At 59.7% G+C, this 16,339-nt stretch carries 14 protein-coding genes; 8 read left to right on the top strand and 6 right to left on the bottom strand.

Annotation, left to right across the window (positions count from 1 at the left end; all coding sequences use genetic code 11):
- The first annotated feature begins 16 nt into the window (after nt 1-16).
- Nucleotides 17-910, top strand: a complete 894-nt coding sequence (gene sdaAA / locus ACP26L_RS20970) for an L-serine ammonia-lyase, iron-sulfur-dependent, subunit alpha (protein WP_426446049.1) — start codon at nt 17-19, stop codon at nt 908-910.
- 159 nt (nt 911-1,069) lie between these two features.
- Here sdaAA and ACP26L_RS20965 read toward each other — a convergent pair whose 3' ends face one another.
- Entirely contained in the window at nt 1,070-1,624 is a 555-nt protein-coding gene (locus ACP26L_RS20965; protein WP_426446047.1) for a hypothetical protein, read from the bottom strand.
- Nucleotides 1,621-2,595, bottom strand: coding sequence for a glycoside hydrolase family 26 protein (locus ACP26L_RS20960; RefSeq protein WP_426446045.1), 975 nt, complete (start codon nt 2,593-2,595; stop codon nt 1,621-1,623). The genes ACP26L_RS20965 and ACP26L_RS20960 overlap by 4 nt, the downstream gene beginning before the upstream one ends.
- Nucleotides 2,596-2,838: 243 nt before the next feature.
- On the opposite strand from ACP26L_RS20960, the gene ACP26L_RS20955 reads away from it, so the two are divergent.
- Complete coding sequence (locus ACP26L_RS20955) at nt 2,839-3,138, top strand: hypothetical protein (RefSeq protein ID WP_426446043.1); 300 nt, start codon at nt 2,839-2,841, stop codon at nt 3,136-3,138.
- A 139-nt stretch (nt 3,139-3,277) separates the two neighbouring features.
- Here ACP26L_RS20955 and ACP26L_RS20950 read toward each other — a convergent pair whose 3' ends face one another.
- Entirely contained in the window at nt 3,278-4,243 is a 966-nt protein-coding gene (locus ACP26L_RS20950; RefSeq protein ID WP_426446041.1) for a DMT family transporter, read from the bottom strand.
- A 114-nt stretch (nt 4,244-4,357) separates the two neighbouring features.
- On the opposite strand from ACP26L_RS20950, the gene ACP26L_RS20945 reads away from it, so the two are divergent.
- Nucleotides 4,358-5,746, top strand: a complete 1,389-nt coding sequence (locus ACP26L_RS20945) for a PLP-dependent aminotransferase family protein (RefSeq protein ID WP_426446039.1) — start codon at nt 4,358-4,360, stop codon at nt 5,744-5,746.
- Between the two features lie 156 nt (nt 5,747-5,902).
- Complete coding sequence (locus ACP26L_RS20940; RefSeq protein WP_426446037.1) at nt 5,903-6,091, top strand: hypothetical protein; 189 nt, start codon at nt 5,903-5,905, stop codon at nt 6,089-6,091.
- Nucleotides 6,092-6,307: 216 nt separating this feature from the next.
- Here the strand turns inward: ACP26L_RS20940 and ACP26L_RS20935 are convergent, their stop codons facing one another.
- The gene (locus tag ACP26L_RS20935; RefSeq protein WP_426446036.1) at nt 6,308-7,171 is read right to left on the bottom strand and encodes a helix-turn-helix domain-containing protein; all 864 of its coding nucleotides are present in this window, start codon (nt 7,169-7,171) and stop codon (nt 6,308-6,310) included.
- A 164-nt stretch (nt 7,172-7,335) separates the two neighbouring features.
- Here ACP26L_RS20935 and ACP26L_RS20930 point away from each other — a divergent pair, with 164 nt between their 5' ends.
- Complete coding sequence (locus ACP26L_RS20930; protein WP_426446034.1) at nt 7,336-9,318, top strand: glycoside hydrolase family 127 protein; 1,983 nt, start codon at nt 7,336-7,338, stop codon at nt 9,316-9,318.
- Between the two features lie 78 nt (nt 9,319-9,396).
- On the opposite strand, the gene ACP26L_RS20925 is transcribed toward ACP26L_RS20930, so the two are convergent.
- Both ACP26L_RS20925 and ACP26L_RS20920 read right to left on the bottom strand, forming a co-directional pair.
- Nucleotides 9,397-10,341, bottom strand: coding sequence for a ribose-phosphate diphosphokinase (locus tag ACP26L_RS20925; protein WP_426446032.1), 945 nt, complete (start codon nt 10,339-10,341; stop codon nt 9,397-9,399).
- Nucleotides 10,342-11,099: 758 nt separating this feature from the next.
- Nucleotides 11,100-12,056, bottom strand: a complete 957-nt coding sequence (locus ACP26L_RS20920; RefSeq protein WP_426455037.1) for an endo-1,4-beta-xylanase — start codon at nt 12,054-12,056, stop codon at nt 11,100-11,102.
- A gap of 260 nt (nt 12,057-12,316) precedes the next feature.
- On the opposite strand from ACP26L_RS20920, the gene ACP26L_RS20915 reads away from it, so the two are divergent.
- From ACP26L_RS20915 to ACP26L_RS20905, 3 genes are all read left to right on the top strand, one after another.
- Nucleotides 12,317-14,092: a sensor histidine kinase gene (locus tag ACP26L_RS20915; RefSeq protein WP_426446030.1), complete on the top strand. Its 1,776-nt coding sequence runs from the start codon at nt 12,317-12,319 to the stop codon at nt 14,090-14,092.
- Nucleotides 14,089-14,868, top strand: coding sequence for a helix-turn-helix domain-containing protein (locus ACP26L_RS20910; protein WP_426446029.1), 780 nt, complete (start codon nt 14,089-14,091; stop codon nt 14,866-14,868). Before ACP26L_RS20915 ends, ACP26L_RS20910 begins: the two co-directional genes overlap by 4 nt.
- A 125-nt stretch (nt 14,869-14,993) precedes the next feature.
- A complete protein-coding gene (locus ACP26L_RS20905) occupies nt 14,994-16,322 on the top strand; it encodes an extracellular solute-binding protein (RefSeq protein ID WP_426446027.1) in 1,329 nt (442 codons plus the stop codon).
- Nucleotides 16,323-16,339 lie beyond the last annotated feature (17 nt).

The following is a 16,339-nucleotide window of genomic DNA, read 5'->3' as shown; positions in this document are numbered from 1 at the left end:
GAGAGGAGGGATGTCCATGCAGTTTCGGACCCTGGAGCAGCTGGCGGCTCAGAGCTATGAGAAGAATATGACCATTGGACAATATATGCTGGCGCAGCAGAGCACGGAGTCAGGCAGGAGTTCCGAGCAGGAATTCGCCACGATGTCAGCGTACTACGGCGTCATGAGGGAAGCGGTGGAGCGCGGACTGAGCATTGATACCACATCGCGGAGCGGGCTGACCGGAAGGGACGCCCAGCGGGTAATGGCGTACGGGGCGGAGCAGGAGCTGAACCTGGGTGAGGCGGCAGGGGAGGCGATGGCCTATGCGCTGGCCGTATCGGAGGTGAATGCCTCGATGGGAAGGATCATTGCCACACCGACAGCCGGCTCGTGCGGCATTATTCCCGGCGTCTTCCTCTCCTGCCAGAAGCGCTTCGGCTGGACGGACGAGAAGATGGTGTACGGCTTGTTCGCTGCCGGAGCCATCGGCTACGTGATCGCCAACAATTCCTTCGTATCCGGCGCGGAGGGCGGATGCCAGGCGGAGGTCGGATCCGCCATCGGCATGGCGGCAGGCGCACTCACGGAACTGCGCGGCGGTACGCAGGAGCAGGCCGTACATGCCGTCGGTCTGGCATTGAAAAATACGCTGGGTCTGATCTGCGACCCGGTCGGCGGTCTGGTGGAGATCCCCTGCATTATCCGCAACGGCTTCGGAGCCGTTACGGCACTCGCCGCAGCGGATATGGCGTTGGCCGGCGTGCGGAGCATCATCCCGTCGGATGAGGTCATCTCGGTGATGCTCGAGGTCGGCTCCTCCATGCCGGAGAAGCACAGAGAGACCGCGCAAGGCGGACTGGCCCAGACCCCCACGGGACGGAAGATCATGAGGGATTTGCGAATGAAGCCGGAAGCAGAAGAGACGTGAGCGCAGCTCACGGACCGGCATTGCAGGCAAATGCAGGATAGAGCGAGATTCGGGTGATGTATGTCTCGCCAAGCTCGACTCTGTCATCGTAGATGTCTAATAAACGGGCAGCGTCCATGAAGGACGTTGCCCGTTTATCTTGGTGCGATAGAACAGCGGCTAGCTGTCTTGGCCGCCAGCGACCAGCCTGCGTGAGGCTGCAGGCTGCCCCTTCTTGTCATAGGCGACGAGCCGCAGAGGTTCAGCAGCTGCTCCGGCAGGGACGGTGATCTCCATCTCCCAAGGCATCTCGAAGGAGATACCGAGCCGCTGCCCCCCGTGGTAGAGGGCAACGGCGAATGGAGCGCTCCCATCCGGGAGCCTGGCGTATACGCTGACGCTCTGGCGTCCCTCCGGCAGGGAAGCGTCCTCGTGGAGCCGGTAGGTAAAGTCAACCGGATCCGCGGCGGGGTCGACCCGGCCGAGGAAACGGGGGGAGGCGGCAAGGCGCCGGTACCCTCCATCCGTATAAGGATTCTCGCCGAGATCGTAGACGAAATCCATGTTGGAGCGGCCGGCCTGGGCCCGGCTGAAGTTAAAGTAGGTGACCGCTTTCACCTCGGGGAACATCACCGGCAGATAGGCATACATGTATCCGAGCTGGTCTTCCGCCCACTCATAGTAGGAGCGTCCGCTGGAGATGACGCTGTGCGCCACCGCCCCTTCGGAGATCATGATCGGCTTGTGGCTGTATTTGGAGCATAGAGCGGGGCGAACGCGTCGATGACATTATCCTGGAGATCTTCCATCCCGTCCGTTACCGGGGTGGAATACAGGGAGAAGCCGACCCAGTCTACATAGTCGTCGCCGGGGTAATAGGCTTCGATGCCGTCCGCGGGTGAGAAGTTCGGCGACCAGACCATCGCCACATTCGGGGCTTCCTGTTCCAAGATATCGTGGATAAGCCGGAACTTCTCGATGTACAGGTCCGGGTCCCCATGCCAGGGCACCCAGGCGCCGTTCATTTCCGAAGCGTACCGGAGAAAGACCGGAATCCCCGATGCCTTGGCTTCCCTTGCGAACCGGCGCACATATTCATCGTCCAGCACATCCTGCAGCCCATACCGGGGCTCCCACCCGATCTGGAGCGCGCCGTCCAGTGCACGCACCCGCTCCGCCGTCCGCTTCGGGAAGTAGGTATCCGTGTCGGTCTGGAGCTTCCTCCAGCCGACATAGGACAGATAGAGGGCATGGCGGCGCCCGTAGACCTGCTCCACCTTGGTCACATCATAGCGCACCCGGCTGTCCGCTCCCAGCATCCCGAGATAAGTTCCGGACACCGGCTCGAACTTGGCCGGGGGGCCTGGATCCGGAGCAGCGGTCCTCGGCGTACGCAGATACAGCTTCAGCTCCGTCCCTGCGGCATCTATCGTTTCCGGCGAAGCGGAGGGGCTTGCAGCCAAAAGAGAGGCATGCACTTCCAGTCTCGTCTGGTAATTGGACGCGGCTTCCGTCTGGCCGGCCTTCTCCGCCGCTTCCGCTTGACTGGCCCAGTAGTCCGTGAGCGTCTGCGGCACCGGTTCTGCCTGACGCTCCCCCGCAGGAGGTGCATCGGTGTAAGGGACCCAGCGGAATGCGGCCCACAGGAGGAGAAGCAGAAGCAGGCCGAGCAGTACGGAGAAGAGGGGCCTGGTCTTGTTGTTCATCGGCAGTCCTCCCAGCGGTTCGGCAAGATATCTCTATTATAGGACGGGGGAGGCACGGCCGACAAAAAATTCTGATAAAAAATTCCGATAAAATATTTCTTCGTCCTGTTCATTATTTCTGCGCAGCGGCCGATATATATAGAGTTAAAGGTAGTTCTTACATACGAAGACTTTATACATAAGGGTGTGTCTGTATTGTTGTTAGCCGCGTTCGGAGTGCTGCTGCTTTGGTTTCCACTGAAAATGATCCGCTTGAAACACCGTTTGGCATCCGTTCTCTTCCTGGCCGGCTTTCTTTCGTATCTTCTGACCGCGTTCCAGTATTCATGGGCCGATGCCTATTATGACCGGATGAACGCGATCAGCATGATGCTGTACCTGGTATCCATGTTCTACTTATTCGCTTGCTATGCCTGGTACAGCGGGTACCTGGCGCAAGCAGGGGAGGCAGAGGCCAGGACCTATCCGAGGTATGATACGAGTACGAACAGTGCTGTCCCGAACAGGGGAATGGAAACGGCTGCCCGGCATATTGCCGGGTAGTCGGGGGAGCGCCACCGGAATCCGGCGGAAGCTCCCCGCCCCACAAAAAAGGCCCAAGCCTCGTCCATCCGGACGGGATTTGGGTCTTTTTTTGCTCCCGATGCTTGCTTTCAGAGGTTTGTCCCAAAAAACTCCCGGCCTACTTCCCGGCCGCGGGCTGGGCAGCCCTTCGACCCTTAGGCTCCCGGTCAGTAGGAAGTGGACTAGCCATAGACTGCACGGATACCTGCCGGATCCCCGCGATGACGAAGGCGCCTCCGATCAGGTGCGCCCAGGAGAACGGCTCCTGCAGGACCGTATAGGACAGCAGAACGGTGCTCACCGGAATGCATCCGGTATAGACGGCGGCGGTGGAGGCAGAGACCTTGGAGACGCCGGAGAACCATAAGAGGTAGGCGAGTGCGGTTACGAAGACGCCGTAATACAGCATCAGAGCGGCGTCCTCCATCCTCAGGGCGGACAAGTCCGTGCGTACCGCTTCCGCCAGCGAGAAGGGCAGGAACATCAGGAAGGAGAACAGCGTGACGCAGGTGGTTCCCGTCAGCGGGGAGACGCTGCTTGCGGTCAGCTTCCGGATGATGGTCAGCGCGGCTTCGCCGGCCACTGCAGCCAGGATCAGAAGCAGGCCGGCGTAGGAGGCTGGTGCCGCAGCGTCAGAGGCTGTCCCCAGCCAGCCCGGCGCACCGATACAGGCTGCGCCGACTGCCGCGCACAGTACGCCGAAGACCAGTCGGGGAGTCAGGCGCTCCTTCAGGAAGATCACGGAGAGCAGGGCTACCGCCGCCGGGGTAAGGCTGGTAAGAATGCCGGCTTGGACTGCCGAAGCTGACTGCAGGCCGTACAGCATCAGTACGCGGAACAGGAACATCCCGAGAAAGGCCTGCAGAAGCAGCAGAAGCAGGTCCCTTCGGCTGAGGCGAAGCCACTCCTGCCGGCGGCGCCAGGTGAGGGGGAAGAGCACCAGAAGGGCTGCAGCCAAGCTGACGGCTTGGGAGAAGAAGACGGGAAGGTGCAAGGCGGTGATCTTGCCAGCCACCACGGAGCTGCCTATAAGGACGGCGGCGCCGGACAGCTCGAGGTAAGCGGTCCATTGGGATTTGTTCACATCGGGCACCTCCTTTGCTATTCGCTGGTGTATACTGTAACAAAGTGAAGTGGTTGGAGGTAGTACCGCTGAACGGCTAAATGAACAGTACCACTTGGAAAGGAGGCGAAGGCTGTGTGGATTTCCATCGATCCGGCGGCCAGACTGCCGATGTTCAGGCAGATCTTCGAGGCGCTGAGGGGCTCCATCCTCGGCGGAACGCTGCCCTCGGGCGCCAAGCTGCCTTCGACGCGCGAGCTGGCCGTGGAGCTGGGGGTCTCCCGCAATGTCGTTCTCGAAGCGTATGAGCTCCTGATGTCCGAAGGCTACATCACCGGACGTCCGGGTGCGGGGACCTTTGTCGCGGAAGGAACCCTCCTGGCGGGCTTCACCCCGCCGCCGCCTGCGGCAAGGGAGAACTATGCAGCCGGCGGGGACGCGCCTGGTGATCTCATTTCCTTCCGGACGGGACAGCCGGCCCTGGAATTCTTCCCGGTGAAGCAGTGGGCATCGATCCAGCAAAGCGTGTGCATGGAAGCCGGGCCGGCCGACCTCGGCTATGGGGATCCGTCCGGGGAGGCGGAGCTGAGGCAGGTGCTGGCGGAGCATCTGTGGAGGACTCGCGGCGTGGTCTGCACTCCCGGCCGGATTCTGGTTACGAACGGCGCTCTGCAGGCACTGCAGATTATTGTGAAGCTCCTCCTGTCGGCCGGGGATGAGGCGGTCGTAGAAGAACCGTCCAATGAAGACTTGAAAAGCGTGCTGACTTCTACGGGAGCCTCACTGCTGCGGATCCCCGTCGACGGGGACGGCCTCTTGACCCGCGAGCTGCCGCGGGTAGGCCTTCGCCCGAAGTGCATGTATGTGACACCGTCGCACCAGTTCCCGATGGGAGGCATTCTGCCGATCCAAAGACGGATCGAGCTGGTGGAGTATGTACGGGGCAGAGACAGCTGGATCGTGGAGGATGATTATGACAGCGAGTTCCGTTATGACGGCCCTCCGGTACACTCGCTCCAGAGCTTGTGTCCCGAGCAGGTCATCTATGTGGGGACTTTCTCTAAGACCTTATTCCCGTCCCTGCGCATCGGCTATATGGTTCTCCCCGAGTCCCTGGTGGAGCAGGGGGTGAGGATCAAACGGCTGTCCGACTACCAGACCCCGAGTCTAGGACAGCTCGCCTTGGCCCGGTTTATGAGCAGGGGGCATTTCAGCACGCATGTTCATCGAATGAGAAAACTGTACCGCAAACGCCGCGCCCATCTGCTCGGAGCCCTTCAGGAGCAGCTCGGCGGCGGGTTTCGGGTCTGCGGCCGACCGGCCGGACTGCATCTGGTGCTCGAGTTCGAGACAGCGGTTACGCCGGCTTTTGAACGGCTTCTGCACGATGAAGGGGTGGCAGCCGTTGTCCTTCCCGGCAGCCGCCTGCTGATCGGGTACGGCCATCTGGGGGAAGAGCAGATGGACGAAGGCGTGCGCCGGCTCTGCAGAGCGCTGAAGCGGCTGCCCAGGGAGCAGAGCTAAGGGCGAGAGCGCCGCATGGATCGGTTGCATATGGACCACCCTTCCCGGCCAGAGGTCAGCTGGGGAATGCCTCTTACCTCCTTTTGACATAATGAGAGAGAGCATGGGACCGTCAGGCTTGCAGAGCCGGCGGGTCCAGGAAGAGGGGGAGAGCGTATGAACCGGAGAGTCATCGTGCAGGGCAGTCCGTTTCCGATCCAGTATGAGCATGAGAATGGCTATGAGCTGATGGATTTCGCGCCGGATGGGGAGGAGGTCCGCTACATCGTTTCCAAAGCGGACTGCGTGCTGGGACAGGACGGCAGCCTGTATGCCGACGAGTTTGAGGTGGAGGCGTCGTGTTGACGAAGCCTGTGAACCGGAGAGCAGGCGATGCATTTCAACAAGACGCAGGACCCGGAGGGCCTCCCCCCCGGGCTGCGTCTTTTTCTTACGTTTACTGGGGCGCACCTCCTCAAGAAGAACGCACCGTCCATAGGGACGCCGAAGCCGGTTATCTTGTATCGCCGCCTTCAGGCTTGCGAGGCTGGACCTGGGCCGGGTAAAGCTTCGAACGGCGGATCAGAGCGAGTACTGCTTGCGGAACCGCAGCGGCGTGACACCGGCATACTGCTTGAAGCAGCTTGAGAAGTAAGGCGCATAGTGGAAGCCGACGCGTTCGGCGATCCGGGCGATAGGCCATTCCGTCTTGATCAGGAGCAGCTTGGCCTGCTCGAGCCGGTATTGGTGCAGATACTCCATCGGCGTGCAGTGGTAGATCTCTTTCATGGAGCGGACGATATAGTTCGGGTGAAAATGAAGGGCCGCGGCGAGCGATTGGTTCGTCACGTCTGCATGGTAATGCTGCCGCAGATACGATTCCGTCTTCTCCGCAAGCTTCCGGGAGGGGGATTCGGCATTCTCGGCCTGCCCCTCTTCGAGCAGACGCAGCAGCTCCATGAACAGCTGCTGTTCACTCCAGTAAGCCGCGGACCTGATCTCCTCCGACAGGTGGAGCAGCTTGTGGAGATGGCGCTCCCCAAGGGCGGTATCCGCGGGTGCCGCATACTGCCGCAGCCGGACCGTGTACGGATTGGCCCACGTCTGCCGCACAGGCGAGGGCGGGAAGGCCGCAGGGTCCGTTTCCTGGCTCCACTCTCCCGTGTACGCGAAGTGAACCCAATAGAAGACGGTCTCCGTATCGCACGGCCGAACGGCGTAATGATAGCGGTCAGGCACGAGCAGAAGCGTCTGGCCTTCCGCGACCTCCCACTGCCGCTCATCCTCCCCGATGTACAGGACTCCGCGGACCACCCACAGCAGATCGAACAGACCGAGATTCCTCCGGCTGGGATGCTGTTCCCCGGGCCGGAGTGTCGTCAGGCCGGTGCAGATATAATAGGGCATCGGGGGCAGCTGCAGAGAAATGAGATGATGCGCGTTCATGCGTTTCCTCCAGGGGACTCTTTGTGTGATCTAGTGTGAAATATTATCATTTTTGGGGTCGGATTCTTCATAGTTCTCTCCTGAATTCTAGGATAAACTGATAGCAGATAGGATGCAAATGTATACAAAACTTAATCATGGCGGGAAGTCGAGGAGGAACGATCATGACATTGTCAACGAGCGGGCTGCAAAACGGCAGCAGGGTACGCATACAGGATGGGTTCTGGAATTCATTTACCGAGCTGGTGCGTGAGACGGTGATCCCGTATCAATGGGAAGCGCTCAACGACCGGATTCCGGATGCCGAGCCGAGCTATGCGATCCGCAACTTCCGGATTGCCGCGGGGCTTGAAGAAGGGGAATACGGGGGCATGGTGTTCCAGGACAGCGACGTGGCGAAGTGGCTGGAGGCAGTCGGCTATTCACTGGCGAACCATCCGGACCCGGAGCTCGAGCGGACGGCCGACCAGGTGATCGAGCTGATCGCGAAGGCTCAGCATGAGAACGGATATCTCAACACGTACTATACGATCAAGGAACCGGGCGAACAGTGGACAAACCTCCACGAGGCCCATGAGCTGTACTGTGCTGGGCATATGATGGAGGCGGCGGTGGCTTATTGGGGCGCAACGGGCAAGCGCAGGCTGCTCGAGGTGATGTGCAGGTTCGCCGACTACATTGAAAGCGTATTCGGGCGCGAAACTGGCAAGCTGCGGGGCTATGACGGCCACCAGGAGATCGAGCTTGCACTGGTGAAGCTCCACCAGGCGACGGGCGAGGAGCGGTATCTGAAGCTCGCGCAGTTCTTCATCGACGAGCGGGGCGCGGAGCCTAACTTCCTGGTGGAGGAATGCAGGAACAGGGACGGGTACAGCCATTGGGCCAAGAAGAAGCTGCCGATTCCTTCGGTGGAGCAGATGGCCTACAACCAGGCGCACAAGCCGGTCCGCCAGCAGGATACGGCCGTCGGCCACTCCGTCCGGGCCGTCTACATGTATACCGCGATGGCGGACCTCGCCCGGCTGACCGGCGACGAAGAGCTGCTCGGCGCATGCCGGCGTCTGTGGGACAATACGACGAAGAAGCAGATGTACATCACCGGCGGGATCGGTTCCACGCATCACGGCGAGGCGTTTTCCTTCGACTATGACCTGCCGAACGATACCGTGTATGCCGAGACCTGCGCTTCGATCGGGCTCATTTTCTTCGCACACCGCATGCTGCAGCTTGAAGCGAAGAGCGAGTATGCGGATGTGCTGGAGCGTGCGCTCTATAACAATGTCATCGGGAGTATGTCGCAGGACGGCAAGCATTATTTCTACGTGAATCCGCTCGAAGTCTGGCCGAAGGCGTCCGAGCAGAACCCGGGACGCCATCATGTGAAGGCTGTCCGGCAGCCCTGGTTCGGCTGCTCCTGCTGTCCGCCCAATGTCGCGCGCCTGCTAAGCTCCCTGAACGACTATATCTATACGGCTTCTCCGGCGCAGAATACGGTATACGCCCACCTGTTCATCGGCAGCGCTGCGAGCTTCGGCTTGGCTGCGGGGCAGGTGACGCTGAGGCAGGAATCCCGCCTGCCGTGGGAGGGCTATGTGCGGTTCGAGCTGTCCGCCGTACCGGAGGCGCCGTTCTCGCTGGCGCTGCGGATTCCTTCCTGGTGCCGCGGGAAGGCCGAGATGAAGATTAACGGCGCGGCCGAGCCGTACGAGGTGGAAAACGGCTACGCGGTCGTCACCCGGCAGTGGGCGCAGGGGGATGTGGTCGAATGGACGCCTGCGCTGGAAGCGCAGCTGACGGCCGCCCATCCGGAGATCCGCGCCAATGCGGGCAGGGCCGCCATCGAACGCGGGCCGCTGGTGTACTGCCTCGAAGAGGCGGACAACGGCAGCCCACTGGCTTCCCTGGCGATCCGGCCCGCAGCGGCGCTTGCGGCCGGGTTCGACCCGGATCTGCTCGGCGGAGCGGTCGTCATCGAAGCGGAGGGCTTCCGCGAGGAGCGGGACTCCTGGGATGCCGGCACGCCTTACCGCCCGTTCGAAGCGCGCAGGCCGGCCGAGCCGGTGCGGCTGAAGGCGGTGCCTTATTATCTCTGGGGCAACCGCAGGCCCGGCGAGATGACCGTCTGGATCCGCACGCAGGGCGAATAGACGTATGCCAAGGTATGCCAAAGGACCGGCCGCGAGGCCGGTCCTTTGTTTTTTTATTCGTTGTGCTGCTCCGGGAAACTACACTTTGGTAATCGTGAACAAGGTAGAGATCGATCCGCCGTACATATTGATCCGGATGGCATTGGCCAGCAGCTCGGCAACCGGGATCACCTTGATGCAGGCAGGGCGTTCCGCCGGGATCGCAATCGAGTTCGTGACCACGACTTCCTTCAGGTTCGGGTGACGAAGCCGCTCGAGCGCAGGCCCCGAGAACACCGGGTGCGTGGCGACCACATAGGCGTCGTTCGCACCGCGCTCTTTGAGCGCATTCACCGCTTTGACTATCGTGCCGCCCGTATCGATAATATCGTCGATAATGATCGGCGTATAGTTTTCTACGTCCCCGATGACATGGGTGATAGGCGAATCCGTGCCCGTATGCTTCTTTACCATGATGGCACAAGGGTAATCCAGGTAGCTCGCCAGCTTCTCCGCCGTCCCGGCCCGTCCCGCGTCAGGGGATACGATGATCGGGTTCGGGATGTTTCTGCTCTTGATGTAATCATGGAACAGGTCCAGGGCGGTCAGATGATCGACCGGGATATTGAAGAAGCCCTGAATCGCCGCGGCATGAAGATCCAGAGTGATGAGGCGGTCGGCCCCCGCCGTCGTCAGCAGGTCGGCGATCAGCTTGGCCGAGATCGGTTCGCGCGGCTTCGCCTTCTGTACCAGCCGCGAATAACCGAAGTAAGGGATGACGACGTTGACCGTTCGGGCGGACGCCCGCTTGGCCGCGTCGATCATGACCAGCAGCTCAATGACATTGTCATTGATCGAGCCGGAGAAGGATTGAACCAGGTAGACGTCGTGGTTGCGGATCCCCTGCTCGAAGTTTACATAGATCTCGCCGCTCTTGAAGCGGGACCGCTTGATCTTGCCGAGCGGCAGCCCGAGCTGCGCACAGATCGCTTCCGCAAGTTCGATATGTGAAGAACCTGAGAAGATACTGATGTTTTCGTTCAAAATGATGGCCTCCCCGTAAGTTCGATGGTAACGGTATTTACGTACGTTCCTCAGGCTCTCGGCTGCAAAAGTAAAGAATATGTAAAGACGAACCGTATGTTACTGAAATTTTACCTTACTTTGGCCGGAAAATAAACCATAACTATGCATCTTCCCCGCCGCGGGGAACAAAGCAGGGAATCCCCCTTGCATGGGGCTGCCATTCTCACGATATATATAGAATAATATAGTTGATATGGATCAATTAGGGGGTGGATTCCAATGCGAACGTATGAACACCAATCGGCCGTACAGAATGTTGTCATCATGATAGAAACGGCTGAAGTATCGGATTAGCGTGATGGATAGGGATGGCACGGTCTATGCACAGGGAGATGGAAGAAGTCAGTCCTTCCCTAGTTCCGGCGTATCTAAGGTATGTTTGGATCATGGAGCTGCGGCGGCGGCTCTTTTTTGCGTCTCTCGGGACCCGCGTTCTGTAAGTTTCCCAAAGTAAGAACTATAGATTCGACCCTCCACACGAATCGTATTCACTGCTATCATGGCTTTAAAGTGTTTTAAGAAACGCGATTCACCTAATCCGCTTATAAAGTCGGATACAGCTCCCGCTGCCTATGATGGTCTTCCCAGCGGTGGTCCCATGAAAGCAAAAAACAGCAGGGCATCTCACCAAGATGCCCTGCTGCCTGCCGCCTGTTCACGTTTCATGCTTTACCCCAAATGACCGGGATGGCTGATGTCTGCCGCCTGCTGCCCGTTCAATGCGCCGCCAGATAGTCCCGGAGCCACTTGAGTGCAGGGCGCTCTGTGCCCGAGCTCGTGATAAGGTGCGTATTGGCCTTCCACGTCTGGCCTTCGATGTACCCCCACAGGGTCACACCCTTCACAGCCGTATGCTCCCAGAGCACGGGGAACTTCTCCTTGTAGCGCGCGAGCTGGGTCGCATCGTCGCCGGTCATATCCAGCTCGGAGACATAGATCGGGAGGCCGGTGGAAGCGAGCGTATTCAGAATGCTTCTCATCGTGCTGACGGAGACGGTATCCATATTGAATTGATGGCATTGAATGCCGATCCCGTCGATCAACCCCCGGCTCTTCAGCAGATTGGCAATCTGGACGTAAGTGGCCGCCGCATTCGGGTCACTGATGATGCCGTATTCATTGAGCAGCAGCTTGGAATTCGGGAACGCCTTCCGCGCTTCCTGGAAGGACCAGATCACCCAGTCCCAGCCCGTCGCGCCGTCACCTCCAATCGCATTGCGGTAGGACGGCTTGGCATGCAGAGGTTCGTTCACGACATCGACGAAGGCGGCATTCGGATATCTGCTGGCGGAAGCCTGAATCCACTGCAGCACTTCGGCTTTCTGGTCGGCGGCGGAGAGGCTGCCGATCCAGCCCGGCTCCTGGCTGCCCCAGACGAGCGTATGGAATTTGAACGAGAAGCCGCTGCTGCGCGCATAATTGTACGCGGTATCGGCAGCGGTCCAGTTCATCTGGTTCCGAGCCGCTTCGACCGAGCCCCACTTCGTCGAATTCTCAGGCGTCACCTGATTCCAGTACGTGGGGAAGTTCGAGGGTACGCTGTTTGCGATAATGTTGCCAAGGAACTTGCTGCGAGCCAGTCCCGCATCGGCGCTCGGGATGAGCGTGAAGGACAGGATGGAGCTTACAAGCAGGGAAGAGGCACATAGCTTGGCGAGCTTGGATTTGAACATCATTTTCATTCCTCCTGGAGAGTAGAATGGCTTTCAAAGCGGTCCGGCAGCACGTCCCTTCTGGCGGTACGGTCAAATCTTGATGCTGCTGTGTGACAGGTGCTTTGGTTTCAAAATGGAATAATTTAGTTTCACCTCCTGATCAAGGAAAACCTAGTAATCGCTTACATGAGGTACTATATCGCTTCCCGTACAGAATGGGTAGTGTACAAACTTTAGATCTTACTTCAAAAATTTAAGGGGGAGTCTCCCGGGGAGGGATGAGCGTGCGGCCCAACATACGGCAGCTGAACACGCTGCGCAATCAGATGCTGGTCGGCTTCCTGTTCGTCATGATGGTGATCCTGGCGATGATAGGGGTCGGTACGTACGATTCCGTCTCCACGCTGCTCAAGAATAACGCCGAGAAGCAGATCACGCAGACGGCCGTGCAGGGGAACCGCAGACTAGAAGCGGTGCTGCACCAGATCGATTCGCTGACGACCCAGGTGGCCGTCAATGCTTATGTCCAGAGGCTGCTGGCCGGCGAGCGAAGCGGTGTCAGCTCTACGTTCACCGAACGGCAGGCGCTTGTGCCGCTCGTCAATATCATTCCAACCTATGCCGGCGGCGTCCACTCGGTAGAACTGTATACGCACGGGGGACGGGGGCTGTACCCTCTCGGCGGCAAAGAGCTGGAGAGCAAGGTGAGCAGGGAATGGATCGCCAAGGCCCTGGAGAACAAAGGGGGAATCGTCTGGCTGGGCATCGACCCTCAGTATCCCGGCACGGTCACGGCCCTGCGGTCGATCCATCTGGTCAACCAGGATTTTGCGCCCGGCGGGTATCTTCTTGTGCGGCTGGAACGGGATGTGTTCCGGATCGAGGAACCGCTGGCCGGCATGGGGGAGCAGGAAATCTCGCTGCTGGTGGACCAGGAAGGACGGCGGATTACGGGCAGTGACGAGGTTGCCTTAACCGAGCCGGTCCGCGGGCTGATGGACAGCACGGAGCCTGTGGTCCGCATGGGGGACCGACAGTATGTGATGGTGAAGCAGCGGTCGGCGATCACGGGATGGACCCTGCTGATTCTAACGCCGGTAAGTGCGATTACCGAAGGGATTTCCGTGCTGCGGACAGCCCTTCTCGCTTCGGCGGGCATCGGGACGCTGCTGTTTTTCATGCTGTCGTTCCTGCTGTCCACCCTGATTACAAGACCGATTCTGAAGCTGATCAGAACGATGAGGGGTGCCCGCTTCGGTGTGCTGAAGCCGAGCGAGCCGGTATCGTCCACGCTGGAAATTCATGAACTGACCCATTCGTATAACGGGATGGTGGAGGATACGAACCGGCTGATCCGTCTCGTCTATGAGAAGGAGCTGCTGCAGAGCCGCACGGAGCTGAAGGCGCTTCAGGCGCAGATTCATCCGCACTTTTTGTTCAATACGCTGGAAGCCTTGTATTGGTCGCTGATCGACAAGGAAGAGGAGGAGCTGGCCGGCTTCGTCATCGCAATGTCCGACCTGTTCCGGTATACGATCTCGGGTCTGAACAAAGAGGAATGGGTGACGCTGGCGGAGGAGCTCGAGCAGGTGGAGCGGTATTTGTCGATTATGACTATGCGGTTCGGCGACCGGCTGCAATGGCGGATTCTCTCTTCTCCGGATGATGCGGAGGTGAAGCTGCCCAAGCTGCTGATCCAGCCCCTGGTTGAGAATGCGATCCAACACGGGCTGGAGAGCCGCGTAGGACAAGGGAGCGTCAAGATTACGGCCGCCCGGTCCCCCGGAGAAGACCGGCTCACGATCACGGTGGAGGACAACGGAGGCGGGATGGACGGGGAGTCCCTGGCCGGACTGAAGCTGGCTCTGGCGGAGGGCCGGGAGTGGTCCTCCAAGGGCTCCGGGCTTGGGCTGGCCAATGTCCGCCGCAGACTGCGTCTCTATTACGGAAGCGGCGGGGCGAGCGATGAAGAACCGCTGGAGATCGCCAGCCGCAAGGGAAGGGGCACCGTGGTGAAGCTGTCCATCCCTGTAGAGAAAGGGGAGCAAGCATGATTCCATCGAAAAGTATTCTGATTGTGGACGACGAACCGCGTTCGAGGCAGGGGGTGGCCAAAATGCTCGAGGCCTGGAGTGCGGGCAGGCACCGGATCCAGACCGCGGACAACGGCTACGAGGCGCTGCGCATCTTGGAGAGCGAGCCGGTGCATCTGCTCCTCTCGGATATCCGGATGCCGGAGATCAGCGGCCTTCAGCTGGCCGGCAGCGGGGAGCGGGTCTCCTGGCCGAACCAACCGGCCGTTATTCTGATCTCCGGCTATGCGGAATTCGAGTATGCGCAGAAGGCCATCGAGCTTGGCGTAACCCACTATCTGCTGAAGCCGGTATCCCGGGAGAAACTGCTGGATGCCGTGGAGCGGGCGCTGGAGGCGGAAGAGCAGCGCAGCCGTCTCAGCCTGATCGAGAAGGTCGCCGATCCACAGCTGCTTACGGCTGCGGCCCAGCAGACGGCGGTCAGCGAGCCGGTGCAGGAAGCGCTGCGCTATATGGACGAGCATCTGCATCTTTCGTTCACTCTGCGGGAGGTGGCGGAGCGGATTCATCTCAACGCGAGCTATTTCAGCGTGCTCTTCAAGGAGCAGATGGGCATGACCTTCAGCGAGTATGTCACCCGGCGAAGGCTGCAGAAGGCCAAGGAGATGCTGCTGCAGACGCGGCTCCCGGTCGCCGAGATTGCCGAACGGGCCGGGTACCAGTCCGCCAAGTATTTCAGTAAAATCTTCAAGGAGTATGAAGGGACCAGCCCGGGAGCCTATCGGAGCGAGACCTAAAAAAAGTGGAAGATTACCCAATCGGTGCGTCCTTACGGAAGCGGAACGGGGGTGCTACACTGAAAAAGCAGTAAGGAAAGTGCTTACATATCCATATATCCATAGTCTGGGGGGAATAAAAGACGATGAAGAAACAGGTTTATGCAGCCGCACTCACGACAGCCATGCTGGGGACGCTTCTGGCCGGGTGCGGCGGAGGTGGAAGCACCGGTGGTGCAAGCAGCAGCGCAGGGAACACCGGCACGGCAGGCGGGGAGAAAGTAACGCTGAAGATGATGCATCTCTGGCCGGACGGCAGCAACTCGGCCCAGAACAAGCTCGTGAAGCAGATTATCGACGAATATCAGGCGGCCAACCCGAAGGTGACGATCCAGACGGAAGTGCTCGAGAACGAGCAGTACAAGAACAAGCTCAAGGTGCTCTCGGCTTCCAACAACCTGCCGGATGTGGGCTTCACCTGGGCTGCCGGCTTCCTTGAGCCCTACATCAAAGGGAACATGTTCACCCCGCTCGACGATCTGCTGAAGGGCGACCTGAACGGCAAGTTCGTGAGCGGGACGACGGAGGCCTATGCCATTGACGGCAAAACGTATGCGCTTCCGGTGGAGCTGAACATCGTGCCGGTGTATTACAACAAGGAGATGTTCAAAAAATACAACTTGACGCCGCCGGCTACGATGGAGGAGCTGAAGACGGTCATCAAGACGCTGACGGACAACGGAGTCACCCCGGTAGCGCTCGGCGGCAAAGACGCCTGGACCTCTTCGTTCTGGTATATGTACCTTGCGGAGCGCATCGGAGGCGCCGGTCTGCTGGACAAATCGATCGCATCCGGCACGTTCACCGATCCGGCGCTGATTCAGGCCGGCAAGACGATGCAGGAGCTCGTGGACCTGAAGGCCTTCCAGAAGGGCTTCAACGGGTTGTCCAACGATGAAGCGAAGTCGGAGTTCATGAACGAGAAGGCCGCCATGTACGCGATGGGAACGTGGGAGGTGCCGAACTACACCACGAACCCGGATGTGCCGCAGGCGTTCAAGGATAAGATCGGCTTCTTCAAATTCCCGACCGTGGAGGGCGGCAAGGGGACGATCAATAACTGGGTGGGCGGCCCGGGTGTCGGGCTCTTCGTCTCCGAGAAGTCGAAGGTGAAGGATGAAGCGAAGAAGTTCGTCAGCTACTTCGTCCAGAAGTGGGGCGAGAACTCGGTCACCAAAGCAGGCATCATTCCCGCGACGAAGGTCGATACATCGGCCGTCCAGCTTCCGCCGATGTTCACGGAGCTGCTGAGTGAGCTGGGCAAAGCGGACAAAGTAACGCTGTATGTGGACGTTCAGATGAAGCCGGGTGCTTCCGAAGAGCACCACAACCTCGTGCAGGCGCTGGCCGGCAAGGCGCTCACGCCTGAAGAATTCGCGAAGAAGCAGGAGGAGGCACTCAAGGCGGGCAAATAAGGAGCCCCCGCGGTACG

This window comes from Paenibacillus sp. S-38 (genome assembly GCF_049942825.1).
Lineage (GTDB): Bacteria > Bacillota > Bacilli > Paenibacillales > NBRC-103111 > Paenibacillus_G.
This window is presented reverse-complemented; position numbering and strand designations above follow the sequence as displayed.